The sequence below is a fragment of the Reinekea blandensis MED297 genome (assembly GCF_000153185.1).
Lineage (GTDB): Bacteria > Pseudomonadota > Gammaproteobacteria > Pseudomonadales > Natronospirillaceae > Reinekea > Reinekea blandensis.
In genome coordinates this window covers 1,045,960-1,071,905 of record NZ_CH724149.1, presented here as the reverse complement: position 1 = coordinate 1,071,905, position 25,946 = coordinate 1,045,960, and the positions used below count along the sequence as shown (strand labels likewise).

Here is a 25,946-nt window from a genome sequence, read left to right as displayed (position 1 = left end):
CACCAACCTATGCTCAACCTTTGACACAGAGTGCGCTGACCCGAGATTTCAACATCGGTAAGACATCACGTTCAAACCATGAATGGCGTTTGAACCAGGCTTGATTCCTGGGACTGGGGTGAGGCAAAACCAACCGATCCGGCCACAGTGCGGACCAGTCCTCTACCGCGTCGGTCACCGAGCGATACTCCGGTGCATGGTATTTCAACGCATGCGCACCGAGGATCAACGTCAGCTCAATGTTCGGTAACGCTGCCAGCAACGTTGCTCGCCACAGCTCAGCGCATTCAGGCCGGGGTGGCGCGTCACCGCTATCGCCTTTGCCCGGATAGCAAAAACCCATTGGCAAAATAGCGATGTTATCGGCTTGGTAAAAAGTGGCTTCGTCGATACCCAACCAACGGCGAAGCCGTTTGCCGCTGGCATCAGAAAATGGAATACCTTTCTGCAAGGTCTGTTTACCTGGCGCCTGCCCCGCAATGAGTATTCGAGCGTTTGGATCAGCTTGCAAAATGGGTTGCGCAGGGTCAGGTAATTCAGCCTGACAATGGGTGCAGGCTCGAACCTGAGACAACAGGGTCTGAAATTGTGAGTTGCTTACCATCTTTTGCCTCTCTTACGATGACCAAACCAGCCGAAAAGACAAAGTCAAACCGATAAAAAGAGCTTTGACATGCCGCGCCAACGCATTGTTGTCCCATAGATTAACCGGGCCGTTTCAGAGCTTCTTTCAGGAAGCACGCTGTAAACCCATCCATGGGCACTCGGCAACAACTTCCATGTTGTTGACGGTTCCCAGAAAGAAGCTCTGAAACGGCCGCCCTTGCGCCACTCAAAGGCTGGAAGCGTTATGGGACAGCAATGACGCTAACCATATAAATCGCAAACCCGTCATCTTAGCTGCATGCGGTATTTAACGCTCAATAGACCTTGCAACCCGGAAACCAAGATCATCAATGGTAAAGCTGGGATGACTGCGGCGTCGATTTGACGCTATACAGCCACGAGCATCATCCGACCATCCACCACCGCGAAATATACGATACGGGCCATAGACAGCAGGGTCGTACAGATCCCAACACCACTCCCAAACATTACCCAGCATGTCGAATAAACAAAAAGCGTTTGGCCTTTTCTGACCCACCAATTGCGGCGCTCCGCCCGAGTTAGACTGATACCAGGCAATGTCATCGACCGCTCCATAGCGTGGCCCATCTGTACCGGCTCGGCAGGCAAACTCCCACTCCGCATCTGTGGGCAACCGATAACCCGTCGACCCGGCAAATATGGTTACCTGAGAACCCTGTGCTGGAATGTCGTAATAAGGATCCAGTGCTTCCTGTTGAGACAGTAAATTACAAAAACGTACGGCGTCCAGCCAAGAGACATTTACAACCGGCGCCAATTCGGCTTTCGGGACTGACGGGTTTACTCCCACCAGATTTTGATAGTGTTGTTGAGTTACCGGGTAGGGGCTCAATAAAAATGAGGCGACTGTCTCATGCCACGTACGCTTCAGCCGATCATCCCTCAGCACGATGCTGCCAGCCGGAACCGTGATTAATTGCAGGGTCATCCTTGTCGTTTCCTTCTGTCCAGAGAATCAACAGTTTAATGGACCGTAAACGCCTATGAAACCGACACTTTCCCAGTTGAACGACCGTCAAAAGCTGTCAGTTGAGTTCGTGAAAACCGAGTAAAAATAAACGATACTGAACCCGCAACGCAAAAAAACGCATCCGATAATCCGGGCAAAGATGAGAGGAATGATCGTGCACGAATGGAACAAACAGGTTATTGAAGCGCTGCGCCCGATCGCCAACCCAAACATCGCGTTGCAGATGAAGGCTTATCTGCGCAATCAGTTTGAGTGTTATGGCATTCAGGCCGGGCCAAGACGTCAAGCCGTACAGACGCTCTTTACCACTCAACACCGTCCGCCCGTGAGCGAAATCCCTGCTGTGGTTCACGAACTCTGGCGACAACCGGAGCGCGAATGCCAGATGGTGGCCATCGATTTGCTGATAAAAGTGAAAGATCAGTTAGCACCAGAAACCCTGGGCGATATTGAACAGTGGATCACCACCAAGTCCTGGTGGGACACGGTCGATATGTTAGCCACTCACATCGTCGGTCGACTCTATCAACGCCACCCAATCGAAACAAAGCCAGTCATTCACGCTTGGCGAAAAAATGAAAATCTCTGGCTTCGTCGAACGACTCTGCTGTTTCAGTTGAAATACAAACAGCAGACTGATGTTGAACTGTTGTTTGCAATCATTCAGGAAAACCGGCACGACCGGGACTTCTTTATACAGAAAGCCATCGGTTGGGTGCTCAGAGAATACTCTAAGACCGACCCGGATGCGGTGGTGAAATTTATCAATTCCGAACACTTAACTGGTCTGGCCAAACGCGAAGCGCTGAAGTGGTTAAAAACTCAGTCTGCTTTATGACTTATTTATGGTTCTGTCGCATAGACGGACAAAAAAAGTAAACAAACCGCAATTTTATTCAATACTTCAATGCGAACCCATTGCAGACTTCCCCGAAACACTTTGCGGGAAACGTTATGACCACTTCAATGCTTTTACCCATGTCTGCCTTTGCACTGGCGGCATCCATTTCACCAGGGCCGGTTAACCTGGTGTGTCTGAGCACCGGAACCCGCTACCCAGTCAGCAAGGGTCTGATCTTCGTGACAGGGTCGACGCTTGGTTTTATCGCCTTGTTTTTGACCATAGGTCTGGGTTTACACTCTGTACTGGAGCTGGTTCCGGGGTTCAACGCCCTTCTGCAATGGGCCGGCATTGCGTTTTTGTTGTACCTCAGCGTACAACTGATACGAGATAACGGTCACTTAACGGAACCGGACGTGAGCCAGGCGCCCGGCTTTGCAACCGGAGCCATGATGCAATGGCTTAACCCAAAAGCCTGGTTAGCGTCCGCATCGGGTATCGGTGCCTACACCCATGGTCAAGATACAGCGGCGTTGATTCTGTTTGCCATGATTTACCTGCCGATCTGTTGGGTATCTTTGAGCTGCTGGGTTTACGCAGGCGCCTCATTGCGCCGCTACGTCCAGCGTCCGAGCGTATTGGTCTGGTTGAATCGCGTACTTGCGCTGTTACTTACCGCCAGTTGTGTCTACTTGCTGATTGAGTAGCGTCTGACGGTACTGCTGCGGTGTCACGGCCAACAACTTTTTAAACGTTCGCTGAAAGTGCGGCTGATCACTGAAACCAACCGTCACGGCGGTGTCAGCAATAGACTGTCCTTGTTTGAGTGCCTGCTGACCATACTGAATACGGCGGTTAATCCGATAGGCATGTGGTGACAGCCCAAAGTGTTGTTTAAAGGCGCGAATCAGGTGGCCAGGGCTAAGCCGAAAACGAGCACATAACTCGTCAAGCGACACATCGCTGACTGCATGATCGTCCAGATACTGCGCTAAAGACTGAAGGTTGACGGGTGGCTCCGGATGGCGATCAACCGGCTGGTCGGCAAGTTCTGTCATTAATGCCGCAAGGTACTCAACCACAGAGGTCTGCTTCTCCAGTAATGCCGCGGCCGGGTTCAGCAAACAATCGACCATTCGACAATAACCGTCATACCATGTCGGATCTGTCAATATGGCCGTGGAGAGATCCTGCCAGTTGTCGCTGTCCAACAAACCGGCCTCATAACGTAGCTGGGTCAGCCAGTCGGTATCGACGTACAACATCAGATACCCCCAGGGCTGATTATCGATCGGGTTGCAAGCATGCACCCAGTTAGGGTTCATGATCACCAGGGTACCGGCACTGACACGATGGGATTCCCCACGATAAAGAAAGGTGCTTTGTCCATCGGTAATGGCTCCCAGAGACCATTGACTGTGGCTATGCGGTGCGTAACAGACCTGGCGACCATCGGTCACTTGACGAAGTTCAATATGAGGCATGCGCGAATCGCGCCAGAATAAGGGTTTAGCAGTCTGAGTCATACACACCATCCTTGTTAACGATTCGGGCGATACCGAATAGACCCGTCAGCAGTATAGCGCGATGAATTGTCTCATTCGACTGAGTTTTATGTCGCCCGATAAAACCTTTTCTGAACCCAGATGAGTCCGATTACAGGTAAACGGCGAGTCCGGCGACACCTCGGCCGGACCCGTCAACGATAAGCTCAGTTTAAAGCGAACGGGTGGCCTGCTCCAACCACGGTCGTTCGGACTCATCCAATCGATCCACCAGGGTGTCATAAACACGCTGATGATACGCGTTCAACCATTGGATTTCGCCATCGGTCAGTAACTTTTCATCCACCAATCGCAGATCGAAGGGTGCCAGCGTCAGTACTTCAAACTCCAGCATCGGCACGTTGCCCGGAAGGTTCTGGGCTTCTTTGACCATGATCAGGTTTTCGCACCGGATGCCGTAAGCGTCGGCTTTATAAAAGCCCGGCTCATTACTGACCACCATGCCCGGTTGCAAAGCGATCGGGTTCAGGGCTTTGGAGATTCGTTGCGGGCCTTCATGTACGCTCAGGAAAGCACCAACCCCGTGCCCGGTTCCGTGGTCAAAGTCGTAGCCTTCCTGCCACAAATACTGACGGGCCAGAATATCGAGCTGGGTACCGGTAGTCCCGTGCGGGAAACGTGCGGTTTCAAGCGCGATGTAACCCTTTAACACCCGGGTGAACTGCTCACGGATTTCTGCATCCGGTTCGCCAATGGCGACGGTCCGGGTAATGTCGGTGGTGCCGTCGAGATACTGACCGCCACTGTCCACCAGATAAACGCCATGTTCAGGCAACTCAGCTGGAGTACCGTTCATATGGTTGTAGTGACACATGGCCGCATTGGAGCCGGCAGCAGAAATGGTATCGAACGACACTTCCTGAAACTTATCCTGTTCGGCACGGAAGCGATACAACTGATCGGCAAGCGCGGCTTCATTCAGCTCAGCACCGGACGCAACGGACCGATCTAACCAGCAAAGGAACTTAACTTCAGCAACCCCATCGCGAATGTGTGCCTGTCGCATACCTTCTTGCTCGGTCGGGTTTTTACAGGCTTTAGGGATCAGCACCGGGTCGTTGCCGGCAACCAGCTCTGCGCCCTGCTCTTTCAGTGTCAATTGTGCCCAGGCGTTCGCCGTTTTGGGATCGGCCAACACACGACGCCCGTTAAACGCAGCCAGGTGAGCGGCAGCATCGGCTTCATTTACCACCGTCACGCCGGTCCCGACGTGCTCGTAAAACCCTTCCGGCAGTTTTTCAGGATTGGTAAACCAGGTCACCGACCCATCGGAGGTCAGCAAGGCATAACCCAGTATGACCGGTGTTGCCGGAATATCATGACCGCGAATGTTCAGCAGCCATGCAACGGAATCCGGTGCGAAAATCAATGCCGCGTCGACATTCTGTGTCGATAACTGCTGAGCGATCTGTTGTCGCTTCTCAGCACTGCTGACGCCGGTGTACGTTTCGGGTAACACCATCCCGGTACGGATCGACTCTTCAGGTCGATCTTGCCAAACCGCATCAACGGGGTGTTCATTGAGTGGCACCAGCGCAATGTCCCGTTTACTCAGGGTCGTTTCCAGCGTCTCGTAGGTGTCCAGATTAAACATGCGACTGTCGAGCCCCACTCGCTGACCGGCTGACAGCTGTTCGGATAGCCATTGCGCGTAGGGTTCTTCGATCAGATGGTGATAGGCAAACTGCTCTGCATCCACCTGCTGGCGTACCTGAACGGTGTATCGACCATCGACAAACATGGCCGCTGAGTCGCGCAGGATGACGGCGGCGCCGGCCGACCCGGTAAACCCGGTAAGCCATTGCAAACGCTTGTTACGCTCGGGAACGTATTCATTGAGGTATTCATCGAAAGTGGACAGCACAAAGGCGTCCAGGTTCTGCTGCGCCATCACCTCACGGATCTGGCCCAATCGCTGTGCAGTCAAAGACATAAGCGTTCCTGAAAATTCTGAAAGAAAGAATCGATTCTATGGAGTTTCACCCTGGCCTGTACAGGGTGAATGAGTTTCTGTTGCGAGTTGGGCCGTTCATCGACGTGAACGGGCATTATTAACTTGCAAGTGTTTATTGGGCGATAACTAAACAGGCCAAGACCTATTTCGTTGCCGGTGCCGGGTTCATAAGATCAGTGTTCAACACCGCCTCGACCGTGCGCATGCCCGTGCTGCAGTTCACTGGCTGTCGCATCACGAACAGACACGATCTCAACATCAAACGTCAGTGTCATACCGGCTAGCGGATGATTGGTATCACAGTCGGCGTTAAACTTACCCACTTTGACAACGGTTACCTGACGGTTACCTTGATCCGTCTGCACCCAGGCCAACATACCCGGCTTCCAGCGTTTAGCGCCTTGCAGATGTTTAATCGGGATCCGTTGCATGCTGTCTTCGCGGCGGCTGCCATAGGCTTTTTCTGGCGGTAACGTCACGCTGAAGGTGTCGCCGGCCACTTTACCCATCATGGCATCTTCCAGCGCTGGCAAGCTGTTTTTGTGGCCACAGAGAATCAGCATCGGATCGCCGCCCTGGCTGCTTTCTATCTGACGCTCGCCTTCACTGAGCATGTAGTGAAACTCAACAACGGTATCGGCTTGAATGGTCATCATCACGATCTTCTGTCAAAAAAATGCATTGTACGATGTTGCAGGCAACCCGCACAGCCCATCAAGCGCATAAAAAACCCGGGACAAGCCCGGGTTTTTATCAGGACACGCTCGGTTACTCCCAACCGGGCACGCCGGTCATGTCGGGCAGGTGATGCGCGATGCCCTTGTGACAATCAATACAGGTCTTCTCACCACTGGCCAACGCCGTGCTGTGTTGCTCTGCGGCACGCTGGCTTTGCGCTGTGAAGTCCATCGATTCAAACTGGTGACAGTTACGACATTCCAGAGAATCGTTTTTCTTCAAGCGGGCCCACTCATGCTCAGCCAACGTTCGCCGTTTGGCCTCAAATTTTTCAGGCGTGTTAATCGTCCCGAAAATTTTACCCCAGACTTCTTTGGACGCCTGCATTTTACGGGCAATCTTGTAGGTCCAGTCGTGCGGCACGTGACAGTCTGAACAGGTCGCCCGGACACCGGAGCGATTCGACCAGTGAATGGTTTCCTGCAACTCGACATACACGTTCTCGCGCATTTCGTGGCAACTGATGCAAAACTCTTCGGTGTTGGCGGCCTCTAAGGCGGTGTTGAAACCACCCCAGAAAATAATGCCGGCCACAAAGCCACCCAGCGTCAGAAATCCCAACGAGTAATGCACTGAGGGTTTGGCCAGAACATTCCAGGCCCGAGCCAACCCTTGTTTCATTCGACTCCACATAGCGGACTCCTTAGTGGCTTTCGGCAGCACGATCGAACAGTTCATCCATGCTGACAAAATCATTGTCGATCAGCGGATCCACATCGAGCTGTGAGGCATGGCACTGCGTACAGAAGTATCGATTCGGCGAGACATCTGCGAGGAAGTTGCCATCCCGGTTCATAAAGTGCGTCACCGATACCATCACCGCCTGAGATTCCTCGACCCGCTGCCGGTTATGACAGCTCAGGCACTTATTGGCTTTCAGATCAATCTGATAGCCGTCGATCTTATGCGGGATCGTCGGGGCCGCCATGGGATAATCGCGGTCGGTGCGGATGTCATCGTTCACTTCCCGCGCCATGCGAGGTGCTTCCTCTTCTTCGGTCAAGTCCAGCGGGCCGCGCAGGTTGGCGACCTGAGGTTCGGCAGCGGCCAAAGTGAACACCGCGAGCAGACTGAACAGAGCTAACAGTTTTTTCATGATGTTCTCCTTAGGCTTTCGCAATTTTGACCGCACACTTTTTGAAGTCGGTCTGCTTGGATATCGGATCGATGGCATCGAGTGTGCATTTGTTAATCAGCTGTGACGCATCAAACCAGGGAACGAAGACCAAACCTTTTGGCGGCTTGTTCCGGCCACGGGTTTCCACACGTGTGCGGATTTCTCCACGTCGTGAAGTGACTTTGATTTCATCGCCGCGTCGCAGACCACGCTCGCGCGCATCCTCCGGATGCATGTAACAGAGTGCATCCGGCACCGCTTTGTAAAGCTCCGGAACCCGTTGAGTCATCGACCCGGAGTGCCAATGCTCAAGCACCCGACCGGTCGACAACCACAGGTCGTATTCATCGTCCGGGCTTTCCGCCGGTGGCTCATAAGGCAACGCAAAGATAATCGCGCGACCGTCGGGCTTGCCGTAAAACTGAACGCCACGACCCGGCTCGACATAGGGGTCATACCCTTCGCGATAACGCCATTGCGTTTCCTTACCATTCACGACGGGCCAGCGCAGACCACGGGTTTCGTGATAACGTTCAAACGGTGCCAAGTCATGCCCATGGTCCCGACCAAACTGGGCGTACTCTTCGAATAAACCTTTCTGCACATAGAAGCCAAAGTCTTCTGACTCATGGTTGCCGTAGTCTTTATTGACTTCGTCCATACCAAACCGATCGACATTGCCATTGCGGTACAGCACATCGAAGAGCGTGCGTCCGCGATAATCCGGATTGGCATCCAGAATGTCCTGCGGCCAGACTTCATCCGTCAGGAAACGTTTGGAAAACTCCATCAACTGCCACAGGTCCGATTTCGCTTCACCAGGTGCCTGAGTCAGCTGATACCAGAACTGAGTACGACGTTCAGCGTTTCCGTAGGCACCTTCTTTTTCGACCCACATGGCCGTTGGCAGAATCAAGTCAGCCGCTTCGCAGGTGACCGTTGGGTAAGCATCAGATACGACGATGAAGTTATCCGGGTTGCGATAGCCCGGATAGGTTTCTTCGTTCATGTTCGGTGCAGCCTGCATATTATTGTTCACCTGAACCCAATAGCAGTTCATATCGCCATCTTTCAGCAAGCGGTTGTGCAGCACGGCATGAGCACCCACTTTGCCCGGAATAATGCCCTCCGGAATCCGCCAGATGTCTTCGGCAAAGCGACGGTGTTTTTCATTGGCCACGACCAGATCCGCCGGCAGACGATGCGCAAAGGTACCGACTTCCCGCGCGGTACCACAGGCGCTGGGCTGGCCGGTCAATGAGAACGGACTGTTGCCGGGTTCAGAAATTTTACCGGTGAGCAGGTGCAGGTTATAAATCAGGTTGTTCATCCAGACACCGCGGGTGTGCTGATTGACGCCCATGGTCCACAACGACATCACCTTGCGGTTCGGATCGGCATACAGTTCAGCCAGTTCCTGCAACCGGTTCAGAGGAACACCCGACTCCTGTGCCGCGTATTCCAGAGTGTAATCCGCTACGTAAGCTGCGTAAGTATCGAAGTCGATGCCTTCAGACGCGCCGGCTTTGGCCGCATTTTTAGCTTTCTGCTCCAGCGGGTGTTCAGGTCGCAAACCGTAGCCAATGTCTGTCATTCCTTTTCGGAAGTTCACGTGCTGACGAACAAAGTCGGTGTTAACTTTATTGTTCTGGATAATGTAGTTCGCAATGGCGTTTGCGATGATCAGGTCGGTTTGTGGTTTAAAAACCATCGGGATATCGGCCAGATCGAAACTGCGATGCTCAAAGGTCGACAGTACCGCCACTTTCACATGCGGATACGACAGACGACGGTCGGTCAAACGTGTCCACAGTATCGGATGCATCTCGGCCATGTTCGAACCCCAGAGAACAAATGCATCGGCATGCTCCAGATCGTCGTAACAACCCATTGGCTCATCAATACCAAAGGTGCGGATGAAACCAGCAACGGCTGACGCCATGCAGTGGCGAGCGTTGGGTTCAATGTTATTGGTGCGGAAACCCGCTTTCATTAATTTGGAGGCCGCGTACCCTTCCCAAACCGTCCACTGACCCGAGCCAAACATGCCCAGCGCATCCGGTCCTTTGGCTTTTAATGTGGCTTTCCACTTTTCAGCCATGATGTCGAACGCTTCATCCCAGCTGACCGGCGTAAACTCTCCGTTTTTGTCGTATTTTCCATTGCGTTTACGCAGCATTGGCTGGGTCAGACGATCCCGGCCGTATAGGATTTTGGCCAGAAAATAGCCCTTAATGCAGTTCAGTCCGCGGTTAACCGGCGCGAGCTGATCACCATGGGTGGCCACGACTTTGCCTTTCTTGGTACCCACGGACACAGAGCACCCGGTACCGCAGAACCGGCACGGCGCCTTATCCCATTGGATCCGGTTATCTTCACTGCTGGCAATCAGGTTAGTGGCCTGAGTTGGCAGTGAGATACCGGCGACCGAGGCAGCAGCGGCAGCGGCCTGTGCTTTTACCACGTCTCGACGGGTCAGTTTCATATCTGTTTCTCCTGTTATTATTGTTCCGCGACCTGAACTGTCAGGCCCTCGGGTGTCTCAATGGTTTCGTTCAGGGAATCGGCTGATTCGGTGTGATGGGCGATCATGGCGGCGCTCAACACGCCGTCCATCGCCTGGATGATTTCAATCTGGACCATCACTTCTCGGGCGGTCGGGGCGCTGATCAGCAAGACACTTTTGCCTTGCGCGTCGTCCGCGACAATTTCAACACCAGTGAGCTGCGCCATGCCCTGTATGACGGAGAGCCGATGCTCGGGTAACACATGCACAATGACACTGACGATGTGTTCCTCCTCCTGGCGGGGCGTGACCTTAACGGCATTCTTCATGTTGCACTCTCTCATTAGACGTTTGGTTAACGGGTTGAATGGCAATCGCATCGGTTGGGCACACCGAGACGCAAGCGCCACAGGCTGTGCACTGGCTGGCATCCAGTTCCGGACTGGGCACCGCGCTGGTCATCGGAAAGCGGATGGCGCTGGTTTCACAGGCATCCTGACAAGAGCGACAGCTGACGCCCTGCTGCGGCAGGCATTGGTCATTGACCTGCCATTGGCCGACCGGCCAGGGGTCTGCATCTGACTGCAATGCACCCGGTTCACAGGCCTCCACGCAGTCGCCGCAGCCAATGCATGCATTGTTCTGAAAAGACAGTTCGGGAAAGCCGCCATCTCCACGTACGATGATGGCTTCCGGGCAGGCAACCTGGCACTCGCCACAGCGTGTGCACTGGTCAACAAAGGCGCTCTCAGGCAAGGCGCCCGGCGGACGCAGCACCGGTGTCGGCGACGCACGGCCGCTGGCCTGTGACGCCAAGGAGCGAAACAGGCCTCGTCGACTGGTTGCGGTCTGTAGTCCCATAGCGCGCGTCCGATCAACCAAACAGTAGCTGTGACATCCAGATGGCAAAACCGTAACCGCCAACCAGAACCACAGTCAGAAACGGGAACAGAAACACCACGATAAACAGAAACATCTTCAGCTCACTGGATTTTTCACGCTGAGAATCAGACATATTTGCCACCTGTTTTATGTAAAGGAATTGTTATGAGGCCATAGTAGTCACCCCGGAGAACGGTTGCGTACCACTGAGGAGGTACCCCCATTGTTCAGCATCAACCTCAGATGAGTTACGCTGAAGCGGCCCTTGGATTAGAGTAAACTGAGTGCATGTTGAAATTTGCCCGTTACCCTGTTGCCAGCTTGCTGATCATCGGACTGATCACCCTGGCCGCCCTTGCGGCGGTGTCCGGTCTCTATACCCTGTGGATGACCACTGTGTTGTCGGGCGATGCCAAAGCCGTAAACCTATCGGGTTCTTTGCGCATGCAGTCCTATCGCATTGCTTATCTGCTTGAACAGGATGCGCCTCAGGAACACATCGCCTCGCTGCTGGACACCTTTGAAGAACGCTTAACCTCCGCGGCATTGAAGGGACAGATTCCATCCGATCACCCACACTTAACCGCCGCGTTTTCCACCGTTGAGCAACGCTTTGAGCAAATGCATACAGCGGCCATTGAAACACCGGAGATCTACCTGCAAGAGGTCGATGCCTTTGTTGAAGACATCGATACCATGGTGGCGCAACTGGAAAGCTGGTCGGAAAACAAAGTTCAGAACCTGCGCGAACAACAAATCCTGATTACTCTGCTGTCTCTGTTGGCCGCCATCCTGTTTGCCATCATCATTAACCGTCGGGTGGTGTTGCCTTTACAACGCTTAATCAGAACGGTGCATCGCATTGGCCGGGGAGACCGATCGGCGCGGGTAGATTTTCAGGGGCGAGATGAGTTCGGGCGCCTGGCCTCGACGTTGAACCGCATGGCCGATGAAATTTCCCAAGTGCATGGATCGTTGGAGTCCACCATTCAGGAACAGACTGCGGAACTGTCCCGAAACAATCGGATTCTGGAATTCCTGTTCACTCTCAGCCAACGACTGAGCACGGAAAAACCCGACATTACGGCGCTGAAACACCAGTCCGTCGAAGAGCTGCGGTTGATCTGTCCGGAGCATTCGATCAACTGGCATCAGCAAATGTATGAAACATCGCCCCAAGGCTATGTCGTCCGTTGCGACGCGGATCAATCTTATCTGATTTGCGAACAACGTAACGGTTTAACCGCTTGGCAAAAACAACTCCTGCAAACCGTCAGCGACCTGTTTGACAATGCCATCAGCCGCATGGGGGCTTATGACCACGAGAACCGAATCGCCCTGTTAAACGAACGCTCTTCCATCGCCCGAGAACTGCACGACTCGTTGGCACAACAACTCAGTTATCTGAAAATTCAGGTGGTTCGACTGGTCAAACTGCGTGAGCGACAAGCCGATGAGGAGACACTGAACAGCATCATTGATGAACTGCGCGACGGGCTGAACTCCAGTTATCGCAAACTTCGGGAACTGTTGGTCACCTTCCGATCACAGCTGGACGAACCCGGGCTGTTGCCGTCGGTCAAAGCCGCCATTGATGACGTGAACCGGATGTCGCCCAACTGTCAGATTCATCTCTACATCGAAGATAACTGGCCGGAAACCCTGACACCCAGTCAGGAGATTCACTGCATGCACGTCATTCGCGAAGCCATAACAAACGTCGTAAAACACGCCAAGGCGGAGAACGCTGTTGTGTCGATGAAACGGCTGCCATCGAATACCCTTCAGGTAACGATTAACGATGACGGCATCGGTTTCGGTGAGACGCTGACTAAACCCATGCACTACGGTTTAGACATCATGGCAGAACGCGCTATTCGAATTGGCGGTAACATTGACTATAAAAACCTGAATCACGGTGGCGCCGGTGTGACGCTCACCTTTCCACTTAACGCTTCTGAAGAAGACCGCTTATGACTGACATCATCATCATCGACGATCACCCCATGTTACGTAAGGGGCTGTCTCAATTACTGGACCTTGAAGACGACTTGCATCTGGTTGCCGAGGTAGGGGAAGCTCAGGACGCTGTGCGTATCGTCACCGAGCACGAACCGGATCTGATTCTGCTCGATCTGAATATGCCCGGGCAAGACGGACTGCAAACACTGAACAAACTGCGAGATGCCGGCGTCGATGCCCGGATCATCGTATTCACCGTATCCGATGATCAGGCCGATATTCACCGTGCCATACACAACGGTGCCGACGGCTATCTGCTAAAAGACATCGACCCGGAAGAGTTTCTCGAATCCATCAAACGCTGCATGCAAGGTGAACAGGTTGTCAGCCCCGGGATTCAGGATGTGGTGCGCAGCGCCCTTTCCAAGCGTCTGCCGGAAAACCTGCACCCGGCGTTGCGGGATTTAACGGATCGGGAAAAAGATGTTTTACGTTTGATTGCCGCCGGTTTGCCCAACAAATCCATCGGCCAGAACCTGGATATTGCTGAAGGAACCGTCAAAGTTCACGTCAAGCGGGTACTGTCTAAACTCGGTCTGCGGTCTCGGGTTGAAGCCGCGATTTTTGCTCACGAACATGCGAGGGAGCTCTGATATGGGATGCTGTGATCAACCGGGCCTTATGCCCTTAAATGAGGGCCTGGAAAAACTGCTGGCCGGCGTCATCCCGGTGACAGAAACCGAATCGGTCGCACTGGCCGACGCGGCCGGGCGCGTGCTCGCCGAAGATATTCGCGCGGATTCCTCCGTCCCCGGGTTTGATAACTCCGCCATGGACGGATACGCCATTCGTCTCGACTCGATCGCTGTGGACCAGCCCATTCCCGTTCAAGGAAAATCCTTCGCTGGTGCTCCGTTCCGGCAACCACTGGAACCAGGCAAAGCCGTTCGCATTATGACCGGTGCGGCCATCCCCGACGGAGCCGACTGCGTCATCATGCAGGAAAACACCCTAGCCGAGAGCGATACTATCCGGTTTCTCAAACTGGCTGAACCGGGCAACAACATCCGCCGGGCAGGAGAAGACATTGCGATTGGCGATACCGTCCTAACTCGCGAAACCCGACTGAACGCGGCCCACATTGCACTACTGGCGGCCACTGGCCGCGAGCGTGTCGACGTTTTCCGTAAAACCCGGGTGGCGTTAATCTCTACCGGTGACGAACTGAAGACGCCGGGTGTGCCATTAGGTTTCGGTGACATCTACAACTCCAATGGGCCAGCTCTGACGACTATGCTGAACCGACTCGGCGTCGAACTGATCGACTATGGCATTCTGCCCGATGACCGGGAGACCTTCGTCACCACCTTTTTGGAGGCGGATCGGGCCTGCGACTTTGTCATCACGTCCGGAGGGGTTTCGGTTGGTGAAGCCGACTACACCAAGGATGTGCTCGAAGAACTCGGTGATATTCGTTTCTGGAAACTGGCCATCAAACCGGGTAAACCCTTTGCGTTTGGCAAATTGCCCAACAGCGTGTTTATCGGCTTGCCCGGCAATCCGGTCTCAGCCATGGTGACCTTCCATGTGCTTGGCAGCCAGGCCATTCGTCAACATCAGCATGTTGGTTATCGCCCCATGCAACAACTGAAAGCACGGAGTGTTGATGACATTCGCAAAGCACCGGGGCGCATGGATTTCCAACGGGGTCACTGGCAACTGTCTGAAACAGGTGTCGACGTCCGTCTGACCCGTTCCGATCAGGGTTCGCACATTCTGACCAGTCTGGCCAATGCGAACTGCTACATCGCACTGGAAAAAGAACGCGGTCAGGTTCTGTCTGGCGAAGAGGTGACTTTGTGGCTGTTTGACGACCTGATTTAACGATAAGACCTGAGCACGCCAAGACGCTTTCAACAGGCTGCTAGTGGTGACTGATCCATTCAACGTTGACGTCTCGTACCAACGGGACGTTTTTGGATCTGAGCACCATGAAATACAGCAAACTCCCCCTGATCATTCTTACTATCTTCATCGCCTTTACGGTGGCCAGTGAACAGGGCTTAATTCCCAGCGGGTTAACGCTGCTGGAACAACTGCGCGCACAAGTCGGCGAAAACTGGTTTTGGTTAGTGGTGTTCTGCATTTTCCTGGAAGCGCTGGTGGTCATCAGTCTGTACTTCCCAGGACAATACATTGCGGCATTGCTGGTTATTTTATCGGGACCCTCATGGCAGGATATCGTACTGCTGAGCGTCGCGATGGTGATAGCGACGACCCTCGGTTCCGTGATCAACTATGTTGCTGGCCGACTCCTGTCAAACGTCGATCAGGATCAGGCAAAACCAATGTCCTTCAAAGCCTTACTTCCGGCACTGATTCATTCCAGTGGTCTGGCCATCTTTACATTTAACTGGGGACTGCAAAAAGGCACGCCCAAGCTATTGGTCGCAGCATTCCTGTTGAACCTGCCCTACTACCTGCTCATCGTGGTCACGACCGTTGCGTTCGGCGAGGAGATCATTGCGGCCACCGACAACCCTCTGTTGCTGGGCAGTGCACTGACTTTATGGCTGTTGGTATCACTTTGGCGCGACTTTGGCCGCAAACCTCGGCAGACGGTCAATCCTTGAACGTCTGACGACTCATCGGAGACACTGAAAATTCCTTAACGTTGACCACTTAGCCATTCACTGTTTGAGATTCATAACGCGCGCACACTCGACCGTTAATTTCCGTGCAAAACAGTGCAAACGCACTATCCTCAGAATGATTTTATTCTCTTTTTGATAAGGAAACGCTCAGAGGAAGGTCTCACTTTGGATATTTCAGATACCGCACAGTTCCAGGCATTCATCGATGCTATTCCCAGTCCGATTGCACTGAGCGATGCACGACGAAACGTTGTTATGATCAATACAGCGTTCAAGCAGGTATTTGGCTATGAAATGTCAGACATCCCTGATCTCGAACAATGGTATCAACAGGCCTACCCCGATCCGGCTTATCGCCAAACCGTGGAAAGCCGCTGGCAACACCGGATGGAAGACTCCATCGGCAAGTCCAAACCGTTCAAACCCATTGAGCTGAAAGTCCGCTGCAAAAGCGGAGAAACCAAAGCAGCAAAAGTCAGCATGACGCAACTCACTCAAGGCGATCAAACGCTGAACGTCGTGTCGTTTGATGATCGATTGGAACAGGTTTATTTTCATCAACGACTTTGGCGACAAGCCAACTTTGATGGTCTGACAGATCTGCCTAACCGTCAATACTTTACGGAACGTCTGCACCAGGAAGTACTCACAAGCCGCCGGGCACAAAGAGCGTTTGCGCTTGTGCTTCTGAACATCGACAGCTTCAAGTCCATTAACGAAAATCACGGACAAAGTTGTGGTGATGCACTGCTGGTCGAAACCTCTTCTCGCCTGCAGGCATCAGTTCGTAATAGCGATGTGGTGGGTCGTATGAGCAGTGATGAGTTTGTTATTCTGGTTCGCGACATCGACCCTGATAAGCCCGATCAACTGCAAACACTCGCGCAAAAGTTGGCCAGTGCTATTGAGGCTCCGTTTTACATTGCTCAGGAAACGCTGACCATCACCTGTTCAATGGGCATTTCGATCTACCCGAACGACAGCGACTCACCGGATATTCTACTCAGCCATGCTAATCAGGCTCTGTCCCGTGCAAAACAGACCGGTCGCAGCGCCATTCATTTTTTTACCCAAGAACTGCACAACGAAATTCAGCGCACCCGTTATTTGAAGACCGCCATGCAGCAAGCTTTGCGTGATCACTCATTTGAAGTCTTTCTGCAACCGATCGTGCGCTGCTCTGACAGCCGCTGTGTCAAAGCTGAAGCACTGGCACGCTGGCGATTGCCAGAGGAAGGTTTTATATCTCCGGCGGAGTTCATTCCCATTGCAGAGGATAATCAGTTTATTCACGAGCTTGGTCACCAGGTGTTCACGAAAGTGACTCAGATGCTCAACCAACTGACCAAATCCGTTGACCCTGACTTTCAGATCTCCATTAACAAATCTGGAGCGCAGTTTGTTCAGGGCAGTTTGCCGACGCATCGGTTGTGGCCAATGGCCATGAAAAATCTGCGCTTACACAACCAGAACCTGGTCATTGAAATTACTGAGTCGGTTTTGCTGGACACCGCTGAAGAGGTCAACAATCGGATCAATCACTTTCAGAAGGCCGGGTTTCAATTTGCCATCGATGACTTTGGCACGGGATACAGTTCGTTTGCGTATCTGGCCCGGTTTCCGGCCAGCTTTCTGAAGATTGATCGACAGTTTATTCAGCAAATCCACAGCGACCAACAAATGCAGGTCCTTTGTGAAGCGATGATTGCGATGGCGCATAAAATGGATATGGAGGTCGTCGCTGAAGGTGTTGAAACCAATGAACAGTTTAAGTTACTCAACAGCCTTGGTTGTGACTATTGTCAGGGTTTCTATTTTTCAAAACCACTGGCTTTTCACGAGTTCGAAGACTGGCTGGAAAAGTCTGCGAACAAAAAAAACCGCGCCTAAGCGCGGTTTCTTACGAACAATGTAGCGGATTACTTGCTGATGTGTGCAGCCAGGTCCAGAACTTTGTTTGAGTAGCCGATTTCGTTGTCGTACCAAGATACAACTTTAACGAAGGTGTCAGTCAGAGACAGACCCGCTTCAGCATCGAAAACCGAAGTCTGAGTTTCACCGATGAAGTCCTGAGAAACAACCGCATCTTCAGTATAGCCCAGTACGCCTTTCAGCTCGGCACCAGAAGCGCGCTTCATTTCAGCTTTGATTTCGTCGTAAGTGGCTGGTTTTTCCAGGTTAACAGTCAGGTCAACAACAGAAACGTTCGCTGTTGGGACACGGAATGCCATACCGGTCAGTTTACCGTTCAGTTCTGGAATCACTTTACCAACGGCTTTAGCAGCGCCAGTTGAAGATGGGATGATGTTCTGAGAAGCACCACGACCACCGCGCCAGTCTTTCGCAGAAGGACCATCAACAGTTTTCTGAGTTGCAGTCGTTGCGTGCACAGTCGTCATCAGACCGTCTTTGATGCCCCACTTGTCATTCAGAACCTTAGCAACCGGTGCCAGGCAGTTTGTGGTGCAAGATGCGTTAGACACGATGTCCTGGCCGGCATAAGTTTCGTGGTTAACACCCATCACGAACATTGGCGTTGCATCTTTAGAAGGACCGGTCAGTACGACTTTCTTAGCGCCTGCTTCGATGTGCTTACGCGCAGTTTCGTCAGTCAGGAAGATACCTGTTGCTTCAGCCACGACATCAACGTCCAGATCGCCCCAAGCCAGGTTCGCTGGGTCACGCTCTGCCGTTACACGTACTTTCTTGCCATTGACAATCAGGTTGCCATTGTCAACTTCGACTGTACCGTTGAATCGACCGTGAGTTGAGTCGTATTTCAGCATGTACGCCATGTAGTCAACATCAATCAAGTCGTTGATACCAACAACTTCGATATCGTCACGCTCTACAGAAGCGCGGAAAACGAAACGACCAATACGGCCAAAGCCGTTAATACCTACTTTGATAGTCATGGGCTTTGTATCCCCTGTGGTGTGTGATTTGGATTAAGCTGTTACGTAGTAAAATTACAAAATTACCGCCAAAGGTCAACCGGTTACCCGCCTTTAATTGCCCTGAATCAAGTAAATATATGAAAGTAAACTACAAAACAGCCATTTTCTGACTATTTTCCGACCACCCAGTGTAGTCAAAGTTCCGCAAAACGCGATTCAAGGTTAAAAATGAAAACCCGATCGCTTAACCGTGGTTTGATCACGGCTACACTTTGCAATAAATGGATTTGTGGAGACTTAACGATGCCAGCACGTGATCCGCGAGATCCCCGCCACTTCAGTGAGTCGTTTCAGTTCATTCAATCACTGTTCCAGCAACCGGAGCCCAAGCGATCCCGATTCGTGGCGCTGCTTGGACACCTGCTGCGAGGTGTTTTCGTTCTGATCACACTGTTTGGTTTGGGGGTCCTGTTGTGGTTAGTACTGACCTTTCAACTGGAACATGCAGAGCTAACCGAAGCAGGACTCTGGGTTCCACGTCGATAAGCGCCTTAATGCGTCACTATTCGGAGTCCCGCTGTAGTCGGTATTGAGAAATCTCACGATTCACATCAGCAAAGCCACTGACCAGGTCAGCCACCGACCGATCATTGTTTTCGGTCGCTTCCAGAATGGTCTGTGAGCCATCCGCGACACGTTGCACATTACGGTTGATGTCCTCGGACACCTGTGACTGCTCCTCCGCGGCCGTGGCGACTTTTTCAATGGACTCATTCAGCCGATCCACCGATCGGAACAACTCCTGGATCATTTCCGAGTTTTCCGTCACTTTGGAGGCGGTGGAATCGGTTAACGCCTTGCAATGATCCATGGAACGGATGGCACGACCGCTACTTTCCAGCAAACCTTCAATCATCTCGCGAATTTCAACTGTTGAGCCTTGAGTGCGACTGGCCAGAGAGCGAACTTCATCGGCAACCACGGCAAAACCCCGACCCTGTTCACCCGCACGGGCGGCCTCAATAGCGGCGTTCAATGCCAACAGATTGGTTTGCTCGGCAATCGATTCAATGGTCTGAAGAATCTGATTAATTCCCGACGTTTTCTCAGACACCTCTTCAACAATACGAAACGTCTGATTAATTTCTTCATCCAGTTCACCCATGGATTTGGTAATCTGCGTGATTCTCGCCGAGCCTTGCTGGCCATGTTCCTGCACGGTCTTCGTTTCTTCGGCCGCCATTTGCATATCGGAAGCAATGACATGGCTGGTTTGAGACATTTCAGCCATAGCCGTCGCAATCTGATCGGTGTTGCCATATTGCGCCCGTGCGTCATCCAGAATGTGCACGCTGTTCTCTCGGATGGAGTCCACGACATGGCTCGACGAGAGTGCCTGCTCCTGAATCTGCATCAACGATCGGCTGATTTCCTGTACGTGAGCGTTCAGGGCACGAACAATCTGACTGATTTCATCGTGAGCATCGTCTTCAAGAAGATGATCAAATGACTTCTGATCAGACACATTATCCAGAAACTGTTGAATGGCATCGACACGCTGTGTGATGGACTGGCGCACCTTTCGTCCCAGCCAAAGGACTGGCAACATCACCACCAGGAATAACACCACCAGGCCATTTCTGAGCCACAAGGCCTCACTGGTATGCACTTGCGCCTGTGAAACCAGATCCGATCCGATGCGATCACTGAGCGCTTTGATATCGCCTATGCGCTGAGTCGCCATTTCAAACCAGTTCTGCGGCCCCTGAATGTTGGTCAGATCTTCCGCCGACTGAAAGGCTTCGGTCGCATTGGCGACCTGTGTCCAGGTGGGACTGGATCGCAACTGACGTAACGCATCAGCATCAGCAGGTCGGGCTTCGGAAAGAAAAACCTCTAAGCGGTTCGCCTCGTCCGCAATGTAACCGGACACGGCTTGTTTCCGCATTGCATTGGTCTGCCCGGAACTGAAAATGCCATTCAGTGCACCACGATACTGCCCGGCCCGTTCTTTCATCCACAGTAGCTGCAAACGGGAGTCCATCAGTACCCCATCTTCGGCGTTCGTAATCTGCACACCAAGGCGTCCAATTGCCGTCAGGGCGCGGCGATTCAGCTCACTGTAAAAAGCGAAAGCCCCATTGTCGGGGGACAGTTGATCCACTGCGTTGCGCACGCTCGATTTCTCCGCCAACTGCTCGCGGATGGGCTCGACTAACGCCTCAAACTCTTCGGCAGAAAAGGTCTGCAATTGCTGCGTATCAAACTCCAACAAGGCAACAGACGCCTGATCGGCAACCGCTCGCTGTGTGTTAACCCGATCCCGGCCATTGGCGCCATTGCTGCCGAGAAAACCGGCGGTGAGCCCTCGTTCCACAGCATGATTATGGGCCACGGCATCAAACAGTTCCGAAACAGTCACGATGTCTTCGACTAGCCGTGCACTGCGGACGCGATCGTTCAACTCAAACAACAGGATTACGAGCAGAACCACGGCCACCAACATAGGCAACAGTGTTGACAAAATCAGGGCGTGAGACACCTTCAGACGCTTAAGAAAGGACATCATCATCTCCAAGTTGACCAGTTAACAACTGACTATAGCTCATATCGACTGTTTTATAGCCAACTTGAGTCCGCTGAAGTTTTTAGCCGGATTGGAGAGAGATCAGCAAAAAAACTCGACTTCGCCCGAAGCGAGAGAGTATTGCGCGCCGACGACTTTGAGTCGACCGCTCTGTACACGCTGTTCAAGCATGGGAGAGGAATGACGAATCTGACTCACCGACGTGCGAACATTGGCCCGCATGGCTTTCACCGCCAGCGTTTCAGGTTGATCCACCAGGTCGGTTTCCATCAGCGTTTCAACAGACGGACGTATGCGAGAAACAATGGAGTTCAGATTGGTCGAGGGGGCCTGTTCCGGATGGGCGAGTGTGTCCAATGTCGCTTGAATCGCACCACAGTTCGTATGCCCAAGCACGACCACCAACGGCGTACCGTAGGATTCAACCGCAAACTCGATACTGCCCACACCCGATGGAGCCACGACATTGCCGGCCACCCGAATCACAAACAAATCGCCCAACCCTAAGTCGAACAGAATTTCTGCAGGCGCTCGGGAGTCACTGCAACCCAGAATCACGGCCCAGGGGTTTTGCCCGGTGACCAGTTTCTCCCGCCGTTGCTCGTTGACCATTTCGGAAAATAACGAGCGTCCCTCGACAAATCGGCGATTGCCGGTTTTTAATCGATCGAGGGCTTCGGTGGCAGTGATCATCTGAGACTCCTGAGTTTTTCTGCACAATTGGTGGCGTTACCGTGAGAGAACCTTATTCACGGCACGCAAAAACTCAAGCCCAGATTACTCAACAGTCTGTTGAATTAAACCAAACAACGACAACCATTAACCCGGAACACGAATCGTACCGGTCATGAGTAAACGTGCACTTCGACTCATCCGAACACGCTCCACCTGCCATTGATCACCATCACGATGCACCACCGCACCGACCCGAAGCGTGCCTGAGGGATGCCCGAAGACGACACTGTCGCGCTCGCCCGAACCGGCGGCCTCGTTCACCAATGTGCCCGGAATCACGGATGCTGCAGCGATCGCTACAGCGGCAGTGCCCATCATGGCGTGATGTAACTTACCCATTGATACGGCCCGGACCTGCAAATCGATATCGGTAGCAGCGATAGACTGACCCGAGGCACTGACGTAATCGCTCGCGGATGCGACGAATGCAATTTTTGGCGTGTGAGCCCGACTCTTGGCTTCATCAAGGTTTTGAATCAAACCCATTTTCAGAGCACCAAGGGCTCGCAAGGTTTCCAAACGAGCCAACTTGGTGGGGTCCTGATTGATATCAGCCTGATGTTCATCGCCCCGGAAACCGATGTCTTCAGCACGCACAAAAATGGTGGGAATACCGGCATTAATCAACGTGGCATCAACACGGCCCGTCTCTGCAATGTCAGTCGGAACCTCCAGTACATCCACCCGATGTCCGGTCGGAAACAAAGCGCCTTCGCCATCAGCCGGATCGAGAAACTCAATGGGGATTTCAGCGGATGGAAAGGTAACGCCATCCAAATAAAAATCCCCGGTTTCGACAACCTCGCCATTCGCAATGGGCACATAGGCAACGATGGTTTTCTGAATATTCTGTTGCCATATCCGAACCTCGGCGACACCTTGATCCGGAATCCGCGTTTTGGGAATCAACCCCTGCTCGATCGCAAAACTGCCGACTGCCGCCGTCAGGTTGCCGCAGTTACCGCTCCAATCGACGGCCGGCTGATCGATACTGACCTGACCGAACAGATAGTTCACATCGTGCTGTTCATCTTCTGCCGTCGAGAGAATGACCACTTTGCTGGTGCTGGATGTTGCGCCACCCATGCCATCGGTATGCTTCTGATAGGGGTCAGGAGAGCCGATAACCCGGAGCATAAGTTGGTCGCGTTCAGTACCCGGAACCTGTGCGGAAGCCGGCAAATCATCCAGACAAAAAAAGACGCCTTTGCTGGTACCTCCACGCATATAGGTGGCGCGAATCTGTTGCTGTCGTAGACCCGTCATGCACTCACCTGTTCGTTATCCGATAAAAAATCTTCCGCGAAACGTTGTAATACACCACCGGCAGAATACACCCTAACCTCTTCGGCCGTGTCAAGACGGCAGATGACGGGAACGTCCACCCGATCACCCTGCTGCCGATGAATGACCAAGGTTAACCACGCGCCGGGAGTGATGTCCCCGATCACATCAAAGGTCTCTGTGCCATCGATACCATAAGTATGGCGAGTATCACCCTCTCGGAACTGCAATGGTAAAACGCCCATGCCCACTAAATTGGTGCGATGAATGCGCTCAAAACCTTCAGCGACGATGACTTCAACGCCGGCCAGCCGAACCCCTTTGGCCGCCCAGTCCCGCGACGAACCCTGACCATAATCAGCGCCGGCGACAATAATCAGGTTCTGTCCCCGGTTCATGTACGACTCAATGGTTTCCCACATGCGCAGGGTTTTACCTTCAGGTTCCAATCGGGCGAGTGAGCCTTGAATGATCTCACCCTGTTCGTTCCGACACATTTCATTCAACAGTTTCGGGTTAGCAAAGGTGGCACGTTGCGCAGTCAGATGATCGCCACGATGCGTGGCGTAAGAATTAAAATCTTCTTCAGGCAATCCCATGCTCGCCAGATACTCACCGGCGGCACTGTCCGCCAGTATTGCGTTCGACGGTGACAGGTGGTCGGTGGTGATGTTGTCTCCGAGAACCGCTAACGGACGCATCCCCGTGAGCGTTCTGGGTTTAGCCAATGCCCCTTCCCAGTAGGGCGGGCGCCGGATATAGGTGCTCTTTTCCCGCCATGGGTATAGAGGGTCGGTGTCAGTGTCGGTCCGGTCGAGATCAAACATCGGAATGTACACATCACGAAACTGTTGCGGTTTCACAAAGCGCTGCACTATGTCATCGATTTCTTCATCACTCGGCCACAGGTCCGCCAGCCGGATATCGCGCCCTTGTGCATCCTGCCCGAGAATATCCCGTTCAATATCAAACCGCACGGTGCCAGCCAAGGCATAGGCAACGACCAACGGCGGTGACGCCAAAAACGCCTGTTTAGCGTAAGGGTGGATGCGACCGTCAAAGTTACGGTTTCCTGAGAGTACGGCCGTGGCATAAAGATCGCGGTCGATGATCTCCTGTTGGATGACCGGATCCAGTGCGCCACTCATGCCATTACAGGTTGTACAGGCATAGGCGACGATTCCAAAGCCCAGTGATTCCAGCTCCGACAGCAACCCGGCTTCTTCAAGATACAGACGCGCCACTCGTGAACCGGGCGCAAAAGATGACTTAACCCACGGTTTTCGAATCAACCCCAGTTCATTGGCTTTTTTGGCCAGCAACCCGGCGGCAACAACGTTGCGTGGATTGGATGTGTTTGTGCAGGACGTAATGGCTGCGATGATGACCGCACCATCCGGCAGCAATCCATCGGCTTCCTGTTGTCGTGCCAGTTCCAAACCGGTCGCCGGTCCTTCGGTTGCCAGCGAGCGCGTAGGTAATCGGCGATGTGGGTTCGAGGGGCCGGCCATCGTGCGCTCCACCGATGACAAATCAAAAGTTAAGACACGCTCATAGCGAGCCCCCGTCATCGCATCGGCCCAAAGCCCCATCTGCTTGGCATAAGTTTCAACCAACGCGACCTGCTCAGGTTCACGGCCGGTCAGGGTCAGATAATCCAGCGTTTGTTCGTCGATATAAAACAGGCCTGCCGAGGCACCAAACTCCGGCGTCATGTTAGAAATGGTGGCGCGATCGCCAATGGTCAGATCCCGAGCGCCCTCGCCGTAGAACTCCAGATAGGCGGAGACAACCCGCTCTTTACGCAAAAACTCCGTCAAAGCCAACACAATGTCTGTTGCCGTAATACCGGGCTGTCGCTTACCCGTCAGTTCCACACCGACAATGTCGGGCAACCGCATCATCGATGGGCGTCCCAACATAACAGTTTCAGCTTCTAACCCACCCACGCCAATGGCAATCACACCCAGGGCATCGACATGCGGGGTATGCGAATCGGTTCCGACACAGGTATCCGGAAACGCCACACCATCGCGTTGTTGAACGACCGGTGACATTTTCTCCAGGTTAATCTGGTGCATGATGCCGTTCCCGGCCGGAATCACATCGACGTTTTTAAAAGCGGTCTTGGTCCATTCAATAAAATGAAACCGATCTTCATTGCGACGCTCTTCAATCGCACGATTCTTATCAAAGGCATCCGCTTCAAAGCCGGCGTGTTCCACCGCCAGGGAGTGATCCACAATCAGCTGCGTCGGCACCACCGGGTTAACTGCTGCCGGATCACCTCCACGTTGTGCAATCGCATCCCGAAGCCCGGCCAGATCCACCAGAGCCGTTTGCCCGAGTATGTCGTGGCACACCACACGCGCTGGGTACCACGGAAAATCCTGGTCACGACGTCGTTCAATCAGTTGCGTCAACGCCGTGTTCAAATCCGTAGCGTCACAGCGACGAACCAACTGTTCAGCAAGCACCTTTGAGGTGTAGGGCAGCTCTGCCCAGGCACCGGCAGAAAGCGCATTGACGGCGACTTCGGCATCAAAGAACTCAAGTTCAGTACCTGGCAGCGGTTTTCGGAAATCAGTGTTCATAAAGACTCCTGC

The 25,946-nt window shown here is 53.0% G+C and carries 24 protein-coding genes; 8 read left to right on the top strand and 16 right to left on the bottom strand.

Going from position 1 to position 25,946, the window contains the following annotated elements; all coding sequences use genetic code 11:
* Positions 1–13: 13 nt before the first annotated feature.
* Complete coding sequence (locus MED297_RS04955) at positions 14–604, bottom strand: uracil-DNA glycosylase family protein (RefSeq protein ID WP_008042868.1); 591 nt, start codon at positions 602–604, stop codon at positions 14–16.
* Positions 605–913: 309 nt separating this feature from the next.
* The gene (locus MED297_RS04950; protein ID WP_008042866.1) at positions 914–1,576 is read right to left on the bottom strand and encodes a formylglycine-generating enzyme family protein; all 663 of its coding nucleotides are present in this window, start codon (positions 1,574–1,576) and stop codon (positions 914–916) included.
* Positions 1,577–1,766: 190 nt separating this feature from the next.
* Between MED297_RS04950 and MED297_RS04945 the strand changes: the two genes are divergently transcribed.
* On the top strand, positions 1,767–2,456 hold the full coding sequence (locus MED297_RS04945; protein ID WP_008042865.1) for a DNA alkylation repair protein: 690 nt from the start codon (positions 1,767–1,769) through the stop codon (positions 2,454–2,456).
* A gap of 116 nt (positions 2,457–2,572) precedes the next feature.
* Positions 2,573–3,166 (top strand): LysE family translocator, encoded by a 594-nt coding sequence (locus MED297_RS04940; protein WP_040556454.1) that lies wholly within the window; start codon positions 2,573–2,575, stop codon positions 3,164–3,166.
* Here MED297_RS04940 and MED297_RS04935 read toward each other — a convergent pair.
* The 9 genes from MED297_RS04935 to MED297_RS04895 form a co-directional block, all read right to left on the bottom strand.
* A complete protein-coding gene (locus tag MED297_RS04935) occupies positions 3,128–3,985 on the bottom strand; it encodes an AraC family transcriptional regulator (protein WP_008042863.1) in 858 nt (285 codons plus the stop codon). The two genes, MED297_RS04940 and MED297_RS04935, sit on opposite strands and share 39 nt — an antisense overlap.
* A gap of 190 nt (positions 3,986–4,175) precedes the next feature.
* Entirely contained in the window at positions 4,176–5,957 is a 1,782-nt protein-coding gene (locus tag MED297_RS04930; protein WP_008042862.1) for an aminopeptidase P family protein, read from the bottom strand.
* A gap of 194 nt (positions 5,958–6,151) precedes the next feature.
* A complete protein-coding gene (locus MED297_RS04925) occupies positions 6,152–6,631 on the bottom strand; it encodes an FKBP-type peptidyl-prolyl cis-trans isomerase (RefSeq protein WP_040556663.1) in 480 nt (159 codons plus the stop codon).
* 115 nt (positions 6,632–6,746) lie between these two features.
* A complete protein-coding gene (locus tag MED297_RS04920; protein ID WP_008042860.1) occupies positions 6,747–7,337 on the bottom strand; it encodes a cytochrome c3 family protein in 591 nt (196 codons plus the stop codon).
* 22 nt (positions 7,338–7,359) lie between these two features.
* The gene (locus MED297_RS04915) at positions 7,360–7,812 is read right to left on the bottom strand and encodes a nitrate reductase cytochrome c-type subunit (RefSeq protein ID WP_008042859.1); all 453 of its coding nucleotides are present in this window, start codon (positions 7,810–7,812) and stop codon (positions 7,360–7,362) included.
* 10 nt (positions 7,813–7,822) lie between these two features.
* Positions 7,823–10,318: a nitrate reductase catalytic subunit NapA gene (gene napA / locus MED297_RS04910; RefSeq protein WP_008042858.1), complete on the bottom strand. Its 2,496-nt coding sequence runs from the start codon at positions 10,316–10,318 to the stop codon at positions 7,823–7,825.
* Between the two features lie 17 nt (positions 10,319–10,335).
* Positions 10,336–10,668, bottom strand: coding sequence for a chaperone NapD (locus MED297_RS04905; RefSeq protein WP_008042856.1), 333 nt, complete (start codon positions 10,666–10,668; stop codon positions 10,336–10,338).
* Positions 10,652–11,200: a ferredoxin-type protein NapF gene (gene napF / locus MED297_RS04900; RefSeq protein ID WP_008042855.1), complete on the bottom strand. Its 549-nt coding sequence runs from the start codon at positions 11,198–11,200 to the stop codon at positions 10,652–10,654. The genes MED297_RS04905 and napF overlap by 17 nt, the downstream gene beginning before the upstream one ends.
* Before the next feature lie 13 nt (positions 11,201–11,213).
* Complete coding sequence (locus tag MED297_RS04895) at positions 11,214–11,354, bottom strand: periplasmic nitrate reductase, NapE protein (protein ID WP_008042854.1); 141 nt, start codon at positions 11,352–11,354, stop codon at positions 11,214–11,216.
* A 155-nt stretch (positions 11,355–11,509) separates the two neighbouring features.
* Here MED297_RS04895 and MED297_RS04890 point away from each other — a divergent pair, with 155 nt between their 5' ends.
* The 5 genes from MED297_RS04890 to MED297_RS04870 all read left to right on the top strand — a co-directional run bounded on the left by MED297_RS04890 (position 11,510) and on the right by MED297_RS04870 (position 17,727).
* Positions 11,510–13,198: a type IV pili methyl-accepting chemotaxis transducer N-terminal domain-containing protein gene (locus MED297_RS04890; RefSeq protein WP_008042853.1), complete on the top strand. Its 1,689-nt coding sequence runs from the start codon at positions 11,510–11,512 to the stop codon at positions 13,196–13,198.
* Positions 13,195–13,836: a two-component system response regulator NarL gene (narL, locus tag MED297_RS04885; protein ID WP_008042852.1), complete on the top strand. Its 642-nt coding sequence runs from the start codon at positions 13,195–13,197 to the stop codon at positions 13,834–13,836. The genes MED297_RS04890 and narL overlap by 4 nt, the downstream gene beginning before the upstream one ends.
* Position 13,837: 1 nt before the next feature.
* Complete coding sequence (gene moeA, locus MED297_RS04880) at positions 13,838–15,067, top strand: molybdopterin molybdotransferase MoeA (RefSeq protein ID WP_040556453.1); 1,230 nt, start codon at positions 13,838–13,840, stop codon at positions 15,065–15,067.
* 107 nt (positions 15,068–15,174) lie between these two features.
* Complete coding sequence (locus tag MED297_RS04875) at positions 15,175–15,816, top strand: hypothetical protein (RefSeq protein WP_040556660.1); 642 nt, start codon at positions 15,175–15,177, stop codon at positions 15,814–15,816.
* Positions 15,817–16,002: 186 nt separating this feature from the next.
* On the top strand, positions 16,003–17,727 hold the full coding sequence (locus MED297_RS04870; protein WP_008042849.1) for a putative bifunctional diguanylate cyclase/phosphodiesterase: 1,725 nt from the start codon (positions 16,003–16,005) through the stop codon (positions 17,725–17,727).
* A 29-nt stretch (positions 17,728–17,756) separates the two neighbouring features.
* Here MED297_RS04870 and gap read toward each other — a convergent pair whose 3' ends face one another.
* A complete protein-coding gene (gene gap / locus MED297_RS04865) occupies positions 17,757–18,752 on the bottom strand; it encodes a type I glyceraldehyde-3-phosphate dehydrogenase (RefSeq protein WP_008042848.1) in 996 nt (331 codons plus the stop codon).
* Between the two features lie 285 nt (positions 18,753–19,037).
* Here gap and MED297_RS04860 point away from each other — a divergent pair, with 285 nt between their 5' ends.
* The gene (locus MED297_RS04860) at positions 19,038–19,280 is read left to right on the top strand and encodes a hypothetical protein (RefSeq protein WP_040556452.1); all 243 of its coding nucleotides are present in this window, start codon (positions 19,038–19,040) and stop codon (positions 19,278–19,280) included.
* Between the two features lie 16 nt (positions 19,281–19,296).
* Here MED297_RS04860 and MED297_RS04855 read toward each other — a convergent pair whose 3' ends face one another.
* From MED297_RS04855 to acnD, 4 genes are all read right to left on the bottom strand, one after another.
* The gene (locus MED297_RS04855) at positions 19,297–21,306 is read right to left on the bottom strand and encodes a methyl-accepting chemotaxis protein (RefSeq protein ID WP_008042844.1); all 2,010 of its coding nucleotides are present in this window, start codon (positions 21,304–21,306) and stop codon (positions 19,297–19,299) included.
* Between the two features lie 96 nt (positions 21,307–21,402).
* Entirely contained in the window at positions 21,403–22,014 is a 612-nt protein-coding gene (locus tag MED297_RS04850; protein ID WP_008042842.1) for a carbonic anhydrase, read from the bottom strand.
* A gap of 126 nt (positions 22,015–22,140) precedes the next feature.
* The gene (prpF, locus tag MED297_RS04845; protein WP_008042841.1) at positions 22,141–23,322 is read right to left on the bottom strand and encodes a 2-methylaconitate cis-trans isomerase PrpF; all 1,182 of its coding nucleotides are present in this window, start codon (positions 23,320–23,322) and stop codon (positions 22,141–22,143) included.
* Complete coding sequence (gene acnD / locus MED297_RS04840) at positions 23,319–25,934, bottom strand: Fe/S-dependent 2-methylisocitrate dehydratase AcnD (protein WP_008042840.1); 2,616 nt, start codon at positions 25,932–25,934, stop codon at positions 23,319–23,321. Before acnD ends, prpF begins: the two co-directional genes overlap by 4 nt.
* Between the last annotated feature and the right edge of the window lie 12 nt (positions 25,935–25,946).